General features: G+C 53.1%; 17 protein-coding genes and 2 pseudogenes. 13 read left to right on the top strand and 6 right to left on the bottom strand.

The features are described 5' to 3' along the window. The 6 genes and pseudogenes from EGH23_RS25415 to EGH23_RS27550 form a co-directional block, all read left to right on the top strand. The coding region (locus EGH23_RS25415; RefSeq protein ID WP_220582781.1) for a sensor histidine kinase at positions 1 to 1,009 on the top strand (1,009 nt) is incomplete at its 5' end. Between the two features lie 517 nt (positions 1,010 to 1,526). Further along, positions 1,527 to 1,784 (top strand): DdfA family disk-determining factor, encoded by a 258-nt coding sequence (ddfA, locus tag EGH23_RS25410; RefSeq protein ID WP_220582780.1) that lies wholly within the window; start codon positions 1,527 to 1,529, stop codon positions 1,782 to 1,784. Between the two features lie 316 nt (positions 1,785 to 2,100). After that, a pseudogene (locus EGH23_RS27455) lies at positions 2,101 to 2,697 on the top strand (tyrosine-type recombinase/integrase); the annotation flags it as partial. 105 nt (positions 2,698 to 2,802) lie between these two features. After that, on the top strand, positions 2,803 to 4,680 hold the full coding sequence (locus EGH23_RS25405; RefSeq protein ID WP_236045093.1) for a bacterio-opsin activator domain-containing protein: 1,878 nt from the start codon (positions 2,803 to 2,805) through the stop codon (positions 4,678 to 4,680). A 61-nt stretch (positions 4,681 to 4,741) separates the two neighbouring features. Then, positions 4,742 to 5,023 (top strand): UPF0058 family protein, encoded by a 282-nt coding sequence (locus EGH23_RS27450; protein ID WP_220582778.1) that lies wholly within the window; start codon positions 4,742 to 4,744, stop codon positions 5,021 to 5,023. A gap of 310 nt (positions 5,024 to 5,333) precedes the next feature. Next, a complete protein-coding gene (locus EGH23_RS27550; RefSeq protein WP_483867133.1) occupies positions 5,334 to 5,606 on the top strand; it encodes a DUF7522 family protein in 273 nt (90 codons plus the stop codon). Positions 5,607 to 5,660: 54 nt separating this feature from the next. On the opposite strand, the gene EGH23_RS25395 is transcribed toward EGH23_RS27550, so the two are convergent. The 4 genes from EGH23_RS25395 to EGH23_RS25380 all read right to left on the bottom strand — a co-directional run bounded on the left by EGH23_RS25395 (position 5,661) and on the right by EGH23_RS25380 (position 9,406). After that, positions 5,661 to 6,080 (bottom strand): ester cyclase, encoded by a 420-nt coding sequence (locus EGH23_RS25395; protein WP_220582777.1) that lies wholly within the window; start codon positions 6,078 to 6,080, stop codon positions 5,661 to 5,663. A gap of 191 nt (positions 6,081 to 6,271) precedes the next feature. After that, complete coding sequence (locus EGH23_RS25390) at positions 6,272 to 6,721, bottom strand: universal stress protein (protein WP_220582776.1); 450 nt, start codon at positions 6,719 to 6,721, stop codon at positions 6,272 to 6,274. A 367-nt stretch (positions 6,722 to 7,088) separates the two neighbouring features. Then, positions 7,089 to 7,778 (bottom strand): class I SAM-dependent methyltransferase, encoded by a 690-nt coding sequence (locus tag EGH23_RS25385; RefSeq protein WP_220582775.1) that lies wholly within the window; start codon positions 7,776 to 7,778, stop codon positions 7,089 to 7,091. Positions 7,779 to 7,993: 215 nt separating this feature from the next. Then, positions 7,994 to 9,406 carry an ATP-binding protein gene (locus EGH23_RS25380; protein WP_220582774.1) on the bottom strand — a complete coding sequence of 471 codons (1,413 nt, stop codon included), beginning with the start codon at positions 9,404 to 9,406 and terminating at the stop codon, positions 7,994 to 7,996. A gap of 363 nt (positions 9,407 to 9,769) precedes the next feature. Between EGH23_RS25380 and EGH23_RS25375 the strand changes: the two genes are divergently transcribed. From EGH23_RS25375 to EGH23_RS25360, 4 genes are all read left to right on the top strand, one after another. Beyond that, positions 9,770 to 10,087, top strand: a complete 318-nt coding sequence (locus tag EGH23_RS25375) for a hypothetical protein (protein WP_220582773.1) — start codon at positions 9,770 to 9,772, stop codon at positions 10,085 to 10,087. Between the two features lie 588 nt (positions 10,088 to 10,675). Next, positions 10,676 to 11,302: a cupredoxin domain-containing protein gene (locus EGH23_RS25370; protein WP_220582772.1), complete on the top strand. Its 627-nt coding sequence runs from the start codon at positions 10,676 to 10,678 to the stop codon at positions 11,300 to 11,302. Positions 11,303 to 11,411: 109 nt separating this feature from the next. After that, positions 11,412 to 11,576 carry a DUF7557 family protein gene (locus EGH23_RS25365; RefSeq protein WP_220582782.1) on the top strand — a complete coding sequence of 55 codons (165 nt, stop codon included), beginning with the start codon at positions 11,412 to 11,414 and terminating at the stop codon, positions 11,574 to 11,576. 62 nt (positions 11,577 to 11,638) lie between these two features. Next, positions 11,639 to 12,130, top strand: coding sequence for a universal stress protein (locus tag EGH23_RS25360; protein ID WP_328767136.1), 492 nt, complete (start codon positions 11,639 to 11,641; stop codon positions 12,128 to 12,130). 537 nt (positions 12,131 to 12,667) lie between these two features. Here the strand turns inward: EGH23_RS25360 and EGH23_RS25355 are convergent. Next, positions 12,668 to 13,624 carry a bile acid:sodium symporter family protein gene (locus EGH23_RS25355; RefSeq protein WP_220582770.1) on the bottom strand — a complete coding sequence of 319 codons (957 nt, stop codon included), beginning with the start codon at positions 13,622 to 13,624 and terminating at the stop codon, positions 12,668 to 12,670. A gap of 203 nt (positions 13,625 to 13,827) precedes the next feature. Then, entirely contained in the window at positions 13,828 to 14,787 is a 960-nt protein-coding gene (locus tag EGH23_RS25350; RefSeq protein ID WP_220582769.1) for a LysO family transporter, read from the bottom strand. Between the two features lie 376 nt (positions 14,788 to 15,163). Here EGH23_RS25350 and EGH23_RS25345 point away from each other — a divergent pair, with 376 nt between their 5' ends. The 3 genes and pseudogenes from EGH23_RS25345 to EGH23_RS25335 all read left to right on the top strand — a co-directional run. Continuing rightward, a complete protein-coding gene (locus tag EGH23_RS25345; protein ID WP_220582768.1) occupies positions 15,164 to 15,370 on the top strand; it encodes a hypothetical protein in 207 nt (68 codons plus the stop codon). 724 nt (positions 15,371 to 16,094) lie between these two features. After that, positions 16,095 to 16,586: an HTH domain-containing protein gene (locus EGH23_RS25340; RefSeq protein ID WP_220582767.1), complete on the top strand. Its 492-nt coding sequence runs from the start codon at positions 16,095 to 16,097 to the stop codon at positions 16,584 to 16,586. Between the two features lie 340 nt (positions 16,587 to 16,926). Further along, positions 16,927 to 17,140 (top strand): annotated as a pseudogene (locus EGH23_RS25335) (hypothetical protein); the annotation flags it as partial.

The following is a 17,140-nucleotide window of genomic DNA, read 5'->3' as shown; positions in this document are numbered from 1 at the left end:
CGCTAACCAGGCCTACAAAGAATTAGTCGGTTGCTCGAGCGACGTGCTTCAGGGCAAACCCATCCGTGATGTGCTTGGAGAAGAGATTGGCGCCGAAATCGAAGCTCGGTACCAAGAATGCATCGAGCGCCGTGAGCCACTTTCCTACGAAGTAACGGACGCCGTCGACGGACAGTCCACATGCTGGCAGACGAAGCTCGCGCCAGTTATCGAAAACGGCGATGTGATCCAGCTCGTTGGTGCAACACGGGATATTACTACCCAGAAGGAACGTGAAGAGGAACTCGAGCACCGTCGCGAGGAACTGAACGCACTCGTCGAAGAACTAGAGCGCTCGAACGCCGAACTCGAGCAGTTTGCATCCGCTGTTGCCCACGACCTGAAGGAACCGTTACGGACGATCGCAAGCTATCTACAGCTACTGGAGCGCCGCTACGCGGATGACCTTGACGAGGACGGGCGTGAGTTTATCGAGTTCGCCGTCGATGGCGCTGACCGAATGCAGCGAATGATCGCTGATATTCTTGAATTTGCCCGAATCGGTCGTAGCGAATCGCCTCGCGAAGTAGTCGATTGCGATGTGATCCTCAAGGAGGTTCGAGAGATGCTGCTTCTCGACCGGGAACATTGTGAGGTGACAGTTGAACCACTGCCAACGGTAATGGGGAACCCAACACAGCTCACGAAGGTCTTTCAGAATTTGATCGGCAACGCTATCGCCCACAGCGAGGGCGAGGTCAGCGTTCTCGTTACGGCTACTCGCGTAGACGACACATGGCGTTTCACCGTATCCGACACTGGACCCGGGATTCCGCCGGAGCAACAGGATCAGATATTCGATCTCTTCACCGTTGTTGGGGACAGTGGTGGGACGGGAGTGGGGCTTGCGATTTGCAAGAAAATCGTCGACCACCACGGTGGGACCATCAGCGTTGACTCGACTGTGGGTGAGGGGACGAGATTCTCATTTACACTTCCGGCTGCTGAATCGATGTCTGAGCCCGTCTAACCAGTTATACTCCAGGCCGCGGTACGTACTTTCAACGGTGCCACTCTTATCGCCGTGTTGAGATGAGTACCGATGTCCGAGCATCGCAGTACCCAAACTGTGATTCATACCGGTGGACATAGTTACTAGCCACATCAGCTATGGAGTAATGCGGGTGCCTCTATCACCGTATGGCTGCAATCGGTTCCTCTAGCATCCAGTGGACGATGATGAGCGCGCTGAGTGTGTAGAAGCCAAGATTATCGGCAACGTCAAGCAGATGCTGTCAGCAGATATGGCCAAAAGCGCGCCATTTCGCTGTCGAACATTACCGGTGTCACCGGTGATGGCGTTGTGTGCAATCAGGATCTTGTTTCGCTGCCGGGATACGGAGTGGATGCAGTAGCCGATATCCAGGTCATTGATGAAGGGGTGGCTGATGGCTCTGATAAGACTGCCTAGTCGATAAACAATCTTGGGATACACGGATAAACATGGTATAGAACCTATTCGTCCCCCAGAGGAATAACTGAGCACTATGAGTCAGAGAAACATCCCCTTGCAAACTTCCGACTCCCCGCCAACTGTGGCGGTTATCGAAGCCGTAGCTAACCAGGAGGGGGTTGATGCGACTGAACTACCGCCACTCAGTACGGTCATTGATCCAGATGCTCTTGATAACTTGTTTACGTACTCAACCGACGAATTTCCACATCCTGAAGGACGTGTTGTGTTTCCATACTGTGGGTACACTATTACTGTCCACTCTGATGGCCAGATTGTCATTGAGGCGTAGAGTTCGAAGCGACACTAAGACGGTTCAGACAAAGGACGGATTCGGTGAATGTCCGCGCCGCTGCTCAGCGATTCCGAATTTCACTGTGTCTTTCGAGAGAGCTCTAGTTCATTCGATATCAGGAAGGTAATCAAACGTTTGATTGTGTGTAAGGGTGAACGTTGGCTCCCTGCTAAACGTCATTGGGGCTGATTGCTTATCGATAGTCGGCGGGATCGGACTAATACTGAACAGTGGGATTGAGAGAGAACTCCTCATGAGAGTAGGTAAGCGAACGTTCAAGGAGCCACATTCACACTGTTAGAGAACAGGTCTCATGACGGTACCACTTACCACATCCGATCAGGCCTCGACGTGGCTGCAACCTGACCAAATCGAGGAGTTGCGTACCGCTTGCTACAATGACCGCTTCCAGTCACCCTACTGGCAGCGCAACGAGGCGATAGTCACGGTCTTGTATGACACTGGCCTTCGGGTAAGCGAACTCGTCCAGCTCGACGTCGACCATCTCGATTTGGATACTGGTACTATACAGGTCCCCGCTGCGGGACAATCTGAGACACAAACGTCAGCGCCACTCGCCTCAGCGGCCCTTGAACTTGACCCGGAGCACACACTTGGGACGGAGCGACTCCTCACCTCCTACTTGTACCATCGCAAGAACGACAGCTCGGTCTTGTTTCCATCCCGAAATGGAGGTCGGCTGACTCCCAAGGCTATCCGAGATGTGATCACCAAAGCCGCCGCAAGCGCCGAGGTACGCCCGTACATACCCACTGGTCGTGGGGAGGCAGCAGAGATTTCCCCGCAAACGCTCCGTCACAGCACTGCCTGGCGACTCCTTACCGTCGAGGACTGGGGGCTAACCGAAGTCCGTGATCGTCTGCGTCATACTGCTCTCACGACCACTAAAAGTCTCTATGCTCCCTTCATGGAGGATGGCGATCGTCACACGGAAACCCGTTCACGCTCTCGAGCGTCTCGCGAATCACTACCGAAACCAGATATTTTGGCGGACATGCTCAACGCTGTCCCAGATCTCCTGTTTGCGTTCGACACGGACGGGCAGATGCTCTGGTGGAACACGCGGGCGACAGCCATCACGGGGTACAGGGATGCGGAAATCGCTGACATGCACCCGTTGGATTTCGTCGCGCAAGCGGCCAAAGAACAGATTGCTGAGGCAATAGCTCGGGTGACTAGCCAAGAGACAATCGAACTTCAAGAAACACACCTCGTCACGAAAGATGGCGAGAACCTTCCCTATGAGTTCACTGCAGCACCACTCACTAACGATGACGGATCCGTGTGGGGCCTCGCAGGCGTGGGACGGAACATCGCGGCCCGCAAACGATTCGAACGCATTTCGGATGGATTTTATGCACTTGATACTGACTGGCGGTTTACCTATCTCAATTCCCAAGCGGAAGAACTGGTTGGTCGCTCCGAAGAAGAGCTCCTTGGAACTGTCATCTGGGAGGCGTTCCCCCACGCAGTCGAGATGCAAGTCTATGACAAGCTCCACACAGCGATGGAGACACAGGAACCGCTCTCGTTCGATCAGTACTACCCGCCGCTGGATACCTGGTTTGACATCCGTGCGTATCCCTCTGAAACTGGCCTCTCAGTCTACTTCCAAGATATCACTGCTCGAAAAGAGCGCGAACGAGAGCTTGAGCAGCAACGAACCGCATTAGCGCAACTGGACCAGTTCAACACGCTCGTCCACGGTCTCGTCCACGCAGTCGTCGAGGAATCGACGCGCACTGACATAGAGCAAACTGTCTGCGATCAGTTGGCTACGTCTGACTTCTATCAGGCAGCCTGGATCGGGGAACAGACACGGAGCGCTGCTGAAATCGCTCCTCGGGTCGGGGCCGGTATCGATCCAGCTGCGATGTCGAATACGAGCACAGAAGCCGGTGTAGATTCGACACACGAGATTGCAAAACAAGCAGCTGAAAACCGGGCTGTTTGTGTTGGGCAGACTCGAAGCGATGATTCACTCGGAACCGCCTGTAGCGAACAGCGCGAAGCGGCCGACATCGAAGCCGTTGTCGCCGTTCCACTCGAATATAGAAATGCGTTATACGGTGTCCTTCTGGTGTACGCCACTGACTCGACGGCATTCGACGAACGTCAGCAGGCGCGCTTCGCGGATCTCGGCGAAACCATCGGCTTTGCCATTGCGGCAGCCGAACGAAAAGAGGCACTCGTTGCCGAGACTGCATTCGCGCTCACGCTTTCGATTCGGGATCCAGATCAGTTCTTTCTCCAGGCCGCCACGCGATTCGACACAACCGTAACGCTGGAAGGCGTTACGGGTCGGACCAATGACACGTATTTCGAATATTTCACCGTGTCAGGTGTCTCACCAGCAGAGATTCGAGATCTTGCGAATCAAAATGAGATGATTGATCACGTCCGCATAGTGAGCAGCCACGATACCGAGTGTCTCTGTGAAGTAGGTGTGACCGACGCATCGATTACCACAACTGTCGCTGAATACGGCGGGGCGGTCACCGCTATGACTGCTGAGGACGGCTTTGGAACGGTTCGTATCAACCTCCCGCGGACAGTCGATGTAAGTCGTGTGATCGATGCCTTGGAGACGACTGTGGCCACGATCGAACTACAGGCCAAGGAGACAGTAAATCGACCGGTGCAGACCCACAATCGGTTCGAGACAGCTGTCACGGACCAACTGACGGACAAACAGCGGGACGTGCTCGAGACCGCCTACCACGCTGGCTTCTTCGAGCAACCGCGCAACAGCACTGGTGAAGATATCGCCGAGTCTCTGGGCATCTCACCGTCGACATTTCATCAGCATCTCCGAGTTGGACTGCGGAAACTAGTGGGTTCTATTGCCGAGCCATCGACAATGTCCTCTTGACAGGTGTTTGCCGGATTGTTGTGGCGTCATCACTACTTACGATGAGTATCAGTACTTGCCCATGCGAAAGCAGGAGCTCATTCACATCCATTGCCTGCTCGCGGTGACACGCGACCATCTCGCCGACCAAGAGGCGATAGAGATCCCGATAGACGCGTTCGACGTGTATGACGACTCTGAGGTCAGGCCCACGGCGATAGCGAAACGAAAAGAGGCACATAAAAAGGCAGTCGATCAGCTCTTAGCTGGGTTTCAGATAACACTCACTACCCAACAGAGGAGTGCAGATGCTCTGAGCTCTTCCTTGAAGTCCAGCGATTCGTCACCTGCGCAGTCGTCTTGATCGTACCGGATTGTTAGGGCAGCACGTCTAACCCGTAACCAACCCGTAGTATATTTTGGCCGGTATAGAGGCACCACCCCACACCTGAAACCGGCTACGTTCCACCCTCACCCCCACCCCCATTTCCATCTTGTCTCCTTTTCTTCGCTCTGAAAACGTATTACTGTGCTGTCTGTTGCTGGCAGACGAGGTAATCGCGATTGTGGAGGTGACTGTCAGGAGTGACAGCCCAGCGGCCAGCATAGTTTAGTTCTCGAATTATACTCCTGATTCGATGACCAGATTCTTGCTGTTGTATGTGCATCTCTAGATACTGTCTCTTGATCGCCTCCACAAATACTTGGAACGCAAGGCCGGTGACTTTCACCGCGGGACGGTCCGCTACGATGGCGATAGCACAGATATACTCTATCTCCGCGACGATGTGAGAGAAGCCCGACTCTCGAGTCAAATCGATCGAATGTTGCGTCGGCTACGTCCTGAGTCGTCACCCAAAGAGGAGCGTGCCTTCCCATTAGGAGACATGCATAAGATGAAGCCCGCACGCGACACTCGAATTGTGATCGATTATTGGATACAGTAACACTCGCAACTGGTCTGTCGAATTCCTAATTAGTGAGTAAGTTTAATGCAGTAATTACGGTGCTTTGACGACATCAAGTTGTGTTAGGAGGCCAAGCTGGTCCGTTGCCGTCCAGACTTCTGCGACTTTCCCATCGTCCACCCGGTATATCTTCATCTCAGAAACTTGGAACTCTTTCCCAGTCGGCGCAAGACCATTGAACTCTCCATTATGCGTTCCTGTCAGCGTATACCGTAGTGCAACCAGATCATCTTCAGCGAGAATCGTTTCTGGAGTTATTGTGAGATCTGGGAATGCGTCCAACGCTGACCAGACTTGATCGGTGACTGCTTCGACACCGTAACGCACCTCTGACCCGTGGTGATGGACAATTTCGGGATCTTGAAGAGACATAAAGGTATCTTTGTCCTGTTCGTTGATCGCGTCACATGTCTGCTCGATCAGTTCTTTGTTCCGCTCTGTTGACGGTGTCATGGTTTTCCCCCTTCCATGCGCCTGGCAGACGAGCACACTTCCCTAGTGCGACTGCGTTATGAGCGCTAACTTCTAGTACGCCTTGCTCATCGATAACTGTTATCGTACCCATTGAGACGTTTTGAGAGTGGACATATCGGCTGAAACAGAGCTATAAATCTGTCCAACTATGAGTGGACTCTTAGCTGGTGTTACGCCGGTTCGACAGCACGTGTGTCAGTCGTCGCGTCGACTTCCCAGATATCGGTATCGTCTGTAGTGTTCTCACGAAGAAATGAGCTGACTTCAGGGTTACTCTGGAGCAGCCGACGCAAGAGCCGTCGCCAATTGGCCTGTTGATTTGCGCCAACTACAATGATATCTGCGTTCGTTTGGATGGCTTCCTCGAGGATCTCTTCTTCGACAAGAAATCCCTGACGTGTGGCTACTGACGCTTCAACGCCATCGAGCGTTGACGAGATCGCTCGGGTGAGTTCCGTTGTTTTCGTCTTGTCTCTCGTCTGATACAGATTGACATGAAGGACTTTCAGATTCGCTGGTGCCTGGTCGTGAGCGAGCCGACCAGCGGCCGCAAGGGTTCGGGCACTCTCGTCAGTGAGTGGATACCGGATTGGGACAAGAATCGTCGTAAGGTCGGTCATCTAATTCCTCTAGGTAAGTCAGTAAGCAAAACCGGTTCTTAACTTCACCGAGCCCATTATCAAACTAAAGAATATTATGCAATAATAACAATAGTTCGGTATCAGTACTGTATAGATGGTTGAAATTAAGGAATGACAGTTCGTAAAGTTCGGAAGTTAGAGGGCTCTGATTCCCATCGCTCATCGTTTACTTAGTATTGTCCGCTGCACCCCATTCGTGCTGGCTCCGCTTCCAGCACGCTGGGATGCTATACAGTCAGCGCGCTGTCTCACCGCGATGAACATCTCTGGCGCTCGTCGAGGAATTACAGGCTTCCGGCTCGCTCGGATTGAACAGCCTTCGTATTGATACAATGGATGACGGGGTCTATCCTTCCCGATCTACTCTCGCAACATGCAATGTCCACCAGCGGACGAGCTGCGTCTGACTGACGAGCTCGCCGAGGTGGGCGAGTGAATCGTGTGTCCCGATCGCCAGAGGCATCAGCGGTGACCCGAGCGCACGGTTAACGTCAGTCAACAGATTCGCTTCGTCGACGAGTGTTCGAATTTCCGCCGCCGAACAGTGGCCGTAGTCGTCGCTGTCCTCACCAAGGATACCGAGAGCGAATCCGATACCTTTGACCGCCCGCCGATACAGGCCCGGCGTTCCCTCCAAGATGATGAGTCGGCCGCCCGGCTTGAGCACTCGCTTGCACTCCTCGATGAGCTGCAGTCGGTCCTCAGCTGGGACGTGATGTAAGAAACGCCTCCCGATGATTGTCTCGAACGAGTCGGTGGTAAACGGTAACTGTCTCGCGTCGCTGACGGCGGCCGAACACTGGGCTGCGTGTGCGTTCTCGGCAAAGATGTCCACTGCGACGTCAGCGGTGGGATGGGCGTACTGGCCGTGTGCGATTTCGAGCGTTCTGCCGCGCGCCCACTCGCCGATAAGCTGGTCATGGCGGGCATACACCGCATCCAACAATGGATACTGTCGGATCTCTCGTGGGCGTTCGGCGATCGCACCATCGATATCGACGGGAGCGCCTTTCGCTGGGTGAGCACTATTTGACATTATTTTGTTTCCGTGGGTTTATCCGGGACAGCCGCAGTTTTCGGGTTGGTCGAAGCGCACACTGTTCACTGTGTTCCGGTGGACTCGTCGTGGCGAGTTGTGTGTGGATTACCCACTTGGTAGACTGAATGGTCGGGAGAGTCGTCAAAAAGAATAGTGGCCGTGTAGTCACCTGATGGCAGCGTTACAGGCCAGTGCGGTGCGCTGTGACGTTATTAGTTGTCTGCAGCGAGCGGAAAGGTAAGTGTGATACGGCTTCCATGAGGGTCGTTTGTGTCAAACGTAATTCTAGCTCCGGAGCGCCGAACAGCCCAATAGACGAAAACTAGTCCAAGTCCTGTTCCGTGACTGAGTGGGGTAATTTCCTGGTCAATGAGTAGGTTGTTCGTCTCTCTATCTGGTATTCCAGGACCATTATCGAGTATCCGCAAAATACCGTTGTTCTCAGCAGCCCGTTCCAGTTCGAGTCGGACGACCGGTGTGTCGGTGTGGTTGTGTTGAATCGCGTTGTCCAGAAGTTCCTGAATCGCATCGTCGATCTCCGGAACCGCTCTCGTCGTGATCTCTGCTCGTTGTGTGATCTCGATATCAGCTGTGGGGAACGTATCACGACACTTCGCCACCTGCCGATCAACGACAGACATGAGATCTGTTACGACTGGATCGGACCGCTCCGAAATGAGGCTGACAATCTTCCGTTCATGGTTCGCCTGTTCAACGAGGTGTGCAGCATGGTCTTGTATTCGACGGGCACAGTCAGTGGAATCGTCAACAATGCCTTGGTGAATACTTGCTGCCATGCCATGAATCACAGTCATCTCGTTGCGGATATTATGGCGAAGCCATTGCTCGAAAATCTGCAACTGTCGCTTTCGTTCCTCTTGCTCCGTGAGATCAACGATAATCGCTTGGCCGATATCTGTGCCGAAAAAGGAACCAGTAGCAGTCGAGACGTGGATATATCGTATATCGCCAGCCGCGGTTCGAAGCTTCATCTGAGTTGGTCCTGTCGACTCTTTGGCTTCGATAACTGCCGTTATTTCCTCCCGAGCGTTCTCTCGATCGTCCGGATGGATAAATTCGAAGATGGACTCTCCGAGTAACTCTTCACGGCAGTCGGTATCGAGTAAGTCGAGCACAGCATCATTACACCAGATGATTTCTCCACTTCCATCGAAGATATTTATTGGGAACGGAGATGTTTGTACGATACTGCGGTAGCGATACTGACTTTCGTCTTCGCTTTGGGCGGTCGTGCCTTGGAGAGTGTTTTGAAGTCGGGTGACGATCGTCTCTAGGTTGCTGTCTGCTGGGACATACCCATCTGCATCGGCAGCAAGTGCTTCACCAGCGATTGTTTCGGACCCGTCTGCAGGAACCACGAGAAACGGCAGATCCGGCTGTGACATGCGAAGTGACCTGAGAAGCTGCAGGCCATCGAACTCGGGCAGTGAATATTCGCTGATGATGCCGTCAACATCGCCTTTTCGTACTCGGCGAAGACAGTCTGACGCAGCGGAGACGCTTTCGACTTCGAAACCCCTGTTATTGAGCTCCGCTGTAAGCTGCCGGTCGATAGTGTCGGCTAATCCTACGAGCAGAATTCGAGTCTCGTCGTCAGCAGACACTGGCATTCGGTGTATACTGTATCGACGAACACGACACTTGTAATCGTCGGGGGTCAGAACCGGTGGATATCACTCTAGCGGTGGTCTGTGGGCATCTTCTGCGAGCCATTGCCCCGCGAATATGGCTGCTGCAGGTATTCTTTGACTGCTCATCGCTGGAATTCGGGCACTGACTCGGATAGTGCAGGATATTACTTATCTATCAGTGCGAAAAATCATATCGAGAAGAATAGAGACAAGCTGCCATCAGCTATAACTACCGAGTCTGTCAATCTGTAACTGCGAAACACGTTCACACGGAGCGATAAATTACGCTCTTATGATAAAGGGACCCACCTGTTTCGCAAAAGCGGTATCCTAGCTATGCCAGAAGGGAACAACGGCAACCACGACCGTGCAGACTCGCCTTCAGTGGCCGATGACCATGCACAGGTTCTCGATGTATTAGAGCAGGCACTCGACGTTGACGACACTGAACCAACGAACTATCACATCCGAGAGGCCCTTCAAATCCTCCACCTCGAAAATAGAAAAGAGATAGCGCAACTGCTGAACAAAGCACTCGACACTGACGATCCTGATTCGGTGGCGTTCTTCATCCGTGAAGCAATCGAGCTCCTCGAGATCGAGACACAGGTCCCATCGACCGATCAAGTGAATCAGGAGGAAAGTGTGAAGTAATGCAGTCGGTCATTCGCTCTCAGGAGACTCTCTAAGCGCTTGATTGGCGAGTCAGGGAAAGTCCGCACTCCTCTTGAGCGGTTGTTTCTGGATATATTCTTGCGAACACTAAGACAGGGCGCGTGCGCCGCGGCGGTTCTGTCAGTACTGTTGGACCGAATTGCCACCACGAGATGAGTGATGACCAGCGCTTGCGTCTGGATTGTTATCCGGCATCAACCATGTTCGGTGCCTCGATCGTCGCCCAGACGTCCTGACCATCGTCTGTCAGTCCATACACCAGCCTACGTTCAGATAGCTATGTTTAGTTTGTATCGAAGTGACGCTACATCTCCCATTCTTATCGAATAACCCATAATATAATGAACGGTAAGCGAACATGTTGTTGATACCATCATACATAATATGGAAATGTGTTTTGTCTGAACTGGAATGCGAGAAAACCCGCAGACGACGAAGCGGTCACCGAATGTTTCGGTGACTCGTCGGCGGCTGTTGACGGCCGTCGGTGCAGCGGCAATGCCAGCCGTCGCTGGCTGTGCTAGTTCGCCAGGTAGCTCTGCCGAAACAAACACTGAATCTACACCTATGCAACAGACACCAACGCCACAGCAGACGGATAGTCAGTCAATCGACCCACGATTCGGATACATTGGGACCGAAGACGAATCACCGCCCGTCGAAGCGGATCACACGATTAACCTCCAGATTCGGCCACGCGAGAAGGCTCCACTTCCGGAGTTCTATTTCGAGCCAACGGGACTAGCGATTGATGTTGGTGACACTGTGCGGTTCAACATGGCAACCCCCCATCACAATATCAACGCCTATCACCCTGCCTTCGGGTATACACAACGCGTTCCCAGTGGGGTTCCGCCGTTCTCCTCGCCAATATTAGCGGCTGGTGACTACTGGCTCTACACCTTCGACACGGAGGGTGTGCACAATATCATGTGTGCCCCACACGAGTTGTTCGGCATGGTTGGGAGTATTGTCGTGGGTTCTGCATCCGGGCCCGGCGCAAACCCAGTCGGTGAGGCCCCGGCCCCTTCCGAGCACTCCCGCCCGCCGGAGTTCACTGCCGGTTTGATTTTGAGTGATCCCGCACTAGCCCCCGAGAATATCGTTGAACAGGGCTCTGTCTCGTGGAGTGACCTCGCCACAGAGAGTAAACGTCCGCTATTGCAACCGGTCCAAGAGCACAGCACGGAATAGCGCGGCTGAGTAGCCCCATCTTGAGGTCATGTCGTTCAAGAGAGCAACGCCCTCTCGTTATTGAACGAACTGCCAGCACATTCTTCCCACTGGCTTACTGATTCCCGTGGTGGGTGCTACCATTGTGCCCACTACAATCGAGATCAATGATGAACTCAAAGTACAGTTAGAGAGTCATCTCAAAGACGACGAAACCATAGAGGACTTTATCGGAGAGTTGCTTTCGCAGTATGAAAGCGACAGAACATTCCTCCAAGAAGGCTATTCGAAGTGAGTTGCAACGGAGCTGTCGGCCTAGACTCTCCCGCTCACCGCACACTTTTTGTAGGAGTCCTGATGAGTGTAGCTATGGGCCAAGTCCGTCACGTGCTCGTCCCAATGGGTAACACCGAGCGATCCGAACAGGCCCTCGTATTCGCCCTTGAGGAGTATCCCGAGGCGAAAATATCCGTTATCCACGTGACCGAATCGAGCGACCCACTGGGATTGTTCGGGCGGCGAGAAGTCGAAGACTATCTGATTCCCGACCGTAGTGAGTTAGCGGATAATTTGGTCCCCGATGGGAGCTCGTTTAACCGCGCACAACGAAAGCGAGCGGAGCAGGTCTTCACTCGTGCCTGTCAGGTTGCAGACGACTACGGGCTAGACGTCGAACTCATCGTCAAATCAGGCGATGTCGTCGAAGAAATCCGTGCATATGCTGATGCTGAAGCCGTTGATCGGATTATCATCACGGACCATCAACCGACCGGTGTTCGACCGCGACTTCGTAGCATCCCAGCGTCGATCTCGAGGCATGCGACACCGCCTGTGACGATGGTTGAGTAACACGCCTGACGGGCACTTACTCGCCACTCGATATAGATGACCCGCTGACCGTTCGATATAGGGGATACAGCCATCAACTAGCTGTTTGCAAGATACCGATATTCGAAGTTTCAAAAAACGGCATCAAACAATCTGCCAATTAGGAAGACAACGACGAAGGCACCGAACAAAATCACCACAGCTAAAAGGAACTCGATGGGGCTCCCCGACCCCTTAAGACCAATTTGTAAAGCGGGATACATCGTGTTATGAGAATTGAGTGATAGTATTAAATAGTCAGTGGGTGACGTGCTAATTCGTATACCTAGTGAGCGGCTATTGCACGAGATATCTCGGTGGAGAGAACACCCTCTTGGGGAAGGTGGTTACTTGAGATACCCATATATAGGCCCTAAATGGAGGACATATGGACTATCTTGTCTGCTGCAAATCGACAGATAAGCAAGGCGAGTGCCTTGGGGTCGTTCGAGACGGCTTTGCCTTCTTGTGATGACGAGAGAGCGGCGCTCTCTCAATCCCACTTGACCTCGAGGCGGTTTACTCTGCTGTCGTATCGTGCCAGGTGAAGTAGTTCGCAAGCGCAGGTCCGCTGATGTTGTGCCAGACACTAAATAGAGCGGGGATGAGGGCAGCCGTCGGCGCAAACAGGGACGTAGCCAATGCAACTGCCAGACCACTATTTTGGAGTCCTACCTCGAATGCATTTGTTCGTTTGCGGTCCTCACTCATGCCAGCTGCCTGACCAACAGCGTAGCCAGTACCCAATCCAATCCCGTTGTGAAGAACGACTGCAAGCAACACGAAGACACCTGCAGTGAGAATATTCTCAACGTTGGCACCGACGACGCCTGCAACAATGGCGACGATCGCGGCGACGCTCACAACTGGAAATACGTCTAGGCCAACATCTGCGACGCGTGGTGCATATCGATCAAGAACGTAGCGGAGTCCGAACCCGAGCACGACAGGAATGATGACAATCTGGACGATGCTCGTGAACATCTGTATGAACGTCACATCAATACTTTCGCCCAAGATAAACAGTGTCCAAGCTGGCATCACGATCGGTGCAGCTAACGTAGTCACTGTCGTGATCGCGACTGAGAGAGCGACATCACCCCGACCAAGATAGGACATTACGTTCGATGCAGTCCCACCTGGTGCTGCGCCCACGAGGATGAGGCCGACACCGATGGCATCCGGTAAGTTCAACAGAAGGTACAGCCCGTATGCGGCTAGTGGCATCACCAGCCATTGGGTCACAGCGCCGATACCAACGTCGAGCGGTCGGTCAGTAAGTCGCTGAATATCAGCAGGCTGGAGAGTCAGCCCCATCCCAAGCATTACGATTCCGAGAAGTGGATTCACGTACTCGAGTATCGGCACAAATGTCGAGGGGCGAACAAGGGCCAGTGCTGCAAAGCCGGCGACCCAGACGACAAAATACTTTGTTGCAAACTGTGCAGATCGTGAAATACTGCCCTCACTACCCATAGCTAGAGGTTCCTATAGCCGTGAAAATATCCTTCGAAACCGCTTGTGGGGACCCCGACTTCTGGTCTCAATATCGTTATCAGAGACTTACTCGTCGGGGTCGACTGCCTGTTCGATGGGGTATTACCGCTGAAGAGCTGGATTGTTTCGCCGACTACTGTCTCAGTATCGAGACAGGTGAGCGAGTAGCGGACGGTAGTTTACTAGTGGCTAATGCCCAAAATAGTCGGCACGAGAACAGTCGTAGCTACCGCCAAGACAAGCCCGTTAATAAGTGCTGGAAGTACAAACCGCTCACCAGAAACACGCTGAATTAACGGGAGCGTCACGTCCATTGTCGTAGCGCCACCTGGCGCGATACTTGTGACACCGCCAAGGTACTTAGCGATAACTGGCAGCACGAAGAAGGTGACAATCTCTCGGAAGAGGTTCGCAAGAAACGCAATCGTCCCTAGTTTCAACCCACCGAGATCAACCACGACGACCCCCGCGTAACTATACCACCCAAACCCTGCTGCGACTGCTGCGGCGTGGGTAACTGGCATATCGATACTCACTCCAAACAGTATACCACCGAGAATACTCCCGACAGCTACAGCCACTGGGATCAGGAGTACGCTCCAGCCGATAGACCTGATCTGGCGCAAGGCTTCGGTATCGTCTCCAACTGTAACGCCAACGCCGAATAGCAGCGCCAAGAGCGCAGGATCAGAGATCGATACAACGCTTGTGATGACGTATTCCGGAAGCCCGATAGTTGCGAGTCCAAACCCAACTATAAGCGAGACAAAAATGAGGCTCATGATTTTCCAGTCAAAGCCATCAGCTTCTAGCTCTGTTGGTGAGCTCTGCTGAGTGGTTGTATTTCTATCAGACACCGCGAATCGCGAATCAACACTCGACGTGATCGTGGCGAGCAGGTAGACACAGATGATACTTCCAATGACACTGCCCAGACAGAGCACTAGAGCGGCCCCACCAATTGTCGTCACATCCTGTAGAATTTGAGTATTGCCACCAAGTTGTGCACCGATCGAAATGAGAAGGATAGCAAGCCCAGTAAAGACAATGCCGTCACCTATCTCTTGGGTTCGGTCATATGATGAGTAATATCCACTCACACTACCGATCAACAAGGAGACAAGCAGCGTTCCGATACTCACATTTCACCAGTCGAAGGCGCAGATAAATGGGTACTGCTATTTGGAAACTCGATGTGCGACCGTCCTCGCTTTGCTACTGAATCTTTAGTCATTCCATCAATGGGATGTGAGAATTCCCCTATTCCGCGACGAAGTGTATAGGACATTTCGTCAATATCTAGTGTCGGAATTGGGATTGTGTCGTGTGTGATAGACCAGTATTGGAGGATACAGCTATCAACTAGCTGTTTGCAAGATACCGATATTCGAAGTTTCAAACGCAAATTGCGGGGGATGATCACTACTGACAGATGACATTTGGGTCTGTCCTTGTTCTTTGGGACGATACAATGCATGCATCACCTCTTCGTCGAGTCACCAGATAACGTGACATGAGATGGTCAGTCGCCTCGATTATCAGCTGGGGCTGCTCGCAGACACGATTCAGCAGGCGGTCATAGACGGCTCCTTGGACCCAGCGGACGCTCATCACTTGCGAGAGCGACTGCAGGACGTCGACTCGCTTGCAGAAGCTCACGAAGTCTGGGACGATCTCGAAGAGGAATATGACCTACTCGAGTCGCCAATCTGTAGTGATAGCTGATTGGTAGTGTCGTCTCAGTCCCACGCAAGCGCCTGTGTCGTCGCTTTGCCCCGAGCACGGTTCGGATAGTAGTTTGCTCTTGCGTGTCTCTGCAAAGAGTCTATGCGATGCAACGGCTGGAAGCGACAATCTGCTCGGTGAACACGAGCGGTGGAGCGGGTGGTTTCCCATTCTAGACCCACCGCTTTACGGTAGGTCCCGACCACTCGATTTGGGAATCTTTGTTAAGCTCTGAATCCTGGGATTGCATCGCTCCCCATTGTTACTGGCGCCGAACACACAGTCTTCACCAGAAGGGCCGCCCCCACCCCTGGGACACGTTTTCCTACAACCAGCAAATTCAGGCAGTACCTTTTTATTGTTACTCGCTGACCAGGATTAGCTGTTCTACAAACCGGTGGTGTCGGCGCAGTTCACCGGGGTTGGACCAGTACGCTCGGCTGGTGGGCTCGACTTCAATTTGAGTCGCGTAATGGCAGTGTGGCTTGCAGCCACTGGCCTGCCGTTGAACAGTTTTGCTAAGACGTCAAACGTCTTTCTGTGAAAGCGTTCAGAATCGTCTCTCGTGGACACTGACTAGTCCAGACCGCAGCCTATAGTGGAAATTTGAAATTAGCTGGATACGGTGAAATCGCGCAAAATCGACCGTGTGCAGACGTTTCGAGGCATGTAGACACTTCTCACAGCAGCTATATATGACCCACTCTCGTGATATTCGATAGATATGAATGATGATACTCCGGCCCCCTACATTGAGCTATACGTTCGATCCATGCTTCCTAACGGCGCGCACGAACGCCAGGAGGACGTCATCAACCAGCTCCAGACCCTCGAGGAAGACGGTCAGATAGACGGTTTCAATGTCATCGTCTGGGGGAAGCGGATTGCCCCGCAGTCAGCCGCCGCCAGGACAGAGGAAGGTCGGTACATTCTGAATCGGGTTGCCGAGTTCAAGCAGTGGGCCCTATCGAACAACGTTTCTTTTGACTCGTTCCATCAGCGAACCGGCGTCGACTCCGATATCGCAGAGTCGTCCTACGAGGCAGTGGTGCTACCAGTAATGGGTATTGCCGAGTACACCGACAACGAACTCTCCCACGTTGCCCCATGTACGGAAGGCGATGTCGTCCACACAATTATGGACCGTATCAACCGACTCGACGCAGGCCAGCCCTCTGCGCTGGAGCAGGAAACCGTCGACGTCAGTCTCGTCTAACTAGCTAACCCACCTTTCTGATACACCGCCGCTGTACATCTCTCACGGGAATTCGGCATCCGCCGTCGCATGCTGAATTGGAGTCGGTTCTCTGCATGGCCTCGCCACGCAGGTCGCGGCCACCGATAATCATACAACCTTGAGAAGTTACAGAAAAGGATGTACACGGGAGCACCACAAAGAGGGCGTCTCATGGGTTCATTGTCTTCTCTCCCACCGCGATCTTCGCGCTGTCTGTATGACTCCGCCGATGGTCATGCTAGTAGTCAATAGGAATTGAGTGAGGCTCACACTGTACACACGAAAATGACTAAGTGCGTTGGCTCACACTGTACACATCATGAGTACAGATAAGAAGCGCGTGCAGTTTCGGGCCCCCAACCGGCTCATTGACCGGGCCGACGCACTAGCCGCAGTCCTCGGGGAGGACCGGACAGACGTACTCGTGACCGCGCTTCGGGAGTACCTCCAAGACGCCGCTCACGACGACGCACTCACCCAAGAGATTGCCGCCGCCTATTACGACGACGAGATTTCCTTCGAGCAACTCAAAG

The organism is Haloarcula nitratireducens, assembly GCF_019599505.1.
Note: the sequence above shows the minus strand (reverse complement) of the source record. Positions and strands in the feature narration are given on the sequence as shown.

Bases quoted from the DNA above. Each gene is read 5' to 3' on its own strand.
- ddfA (WP_220582780.1), top strand. From the start codon at position 1,527: ATGAGTCAGAGAAACATCCCCTTGCAAACTTCCGACTCCCCGCCAACT.
- EGH23_RS25405 (WP_236045093.1), top strand. From the start codon at position 2,803: ATGCTCAACGCTGTCCCAGATCTCCTGTTTGCGTTCGACACGGACGGG.
- EGH23_RS27450 (WP_220582778.1), top strand. From the start codon at position 4,742: ATGCGAAAGCAGGAGCTCATTCACATCCATTGCCTGCTCGCGGTGACA.
- EGH23_RS25395 (WP_220582777.1), bottom strand. From the start codon at position 6,080: ATGACACCGTCAACAGAGCGGAACAAAGAACTGATCGAGCAGACATGT.
- EGH23_RS25390 (WP_220582776.1), bottom strand. From the start codon at position 6,721: ATGACCGACCTTACGACGATTCTTGTCCCAATCCGGTATCCACTCACT.
- EGH23_RS25385 (WP_220582775.1), bottom strand. From the start codon at position 7,778: ATGTCAAATAGTGCTCACCCAGCGAAAGGCGCTCCCGTCGATATCGAT.
- EGH23_RS25375 (WP_220582773.1), top strand. From the start codon at position 9,770: ATGCCAGAAGGGAACAACGGCAACCACGACCGTGCAGACTCGCCTTCA.
- EGH23_RS25370 (WP_220582772.1), top strand. From the start codon at position 10,676: ATGCAACAGACACCAACGCCACAGCAGACGGATAGTCAGTCAATCGAC.
- EGH23_RS25360 (WP_328767136.1), top strand. From the start codon at position 11,639: ATGAGTGTAGCTATGGGCCAAGTCCGTCACGTGCTCGTCCCAATGGGT.
- EGH23_RS25355 (WP_220582770.1), bottom strand. From the start codon at position 13,624: ATGGGTAGTGAGGGCAGTATTTCACGATCTGCACAGTTTGCAACAAAG.
- EGH23_RS25345 (WP_220582768.1), top strand. From the start codon at position 15,164: ATGGTCAGTCGCCTCGATTATCAGCTGGGGCTGCTCGCAGACACGATT.
- EGH23_RS25340 (WP_220582767.1), top strand. From the start codon at position 16,095: ATGAATGATGATACTCCGGCCCCCTACATTGAGCTATACGTTCGATCC.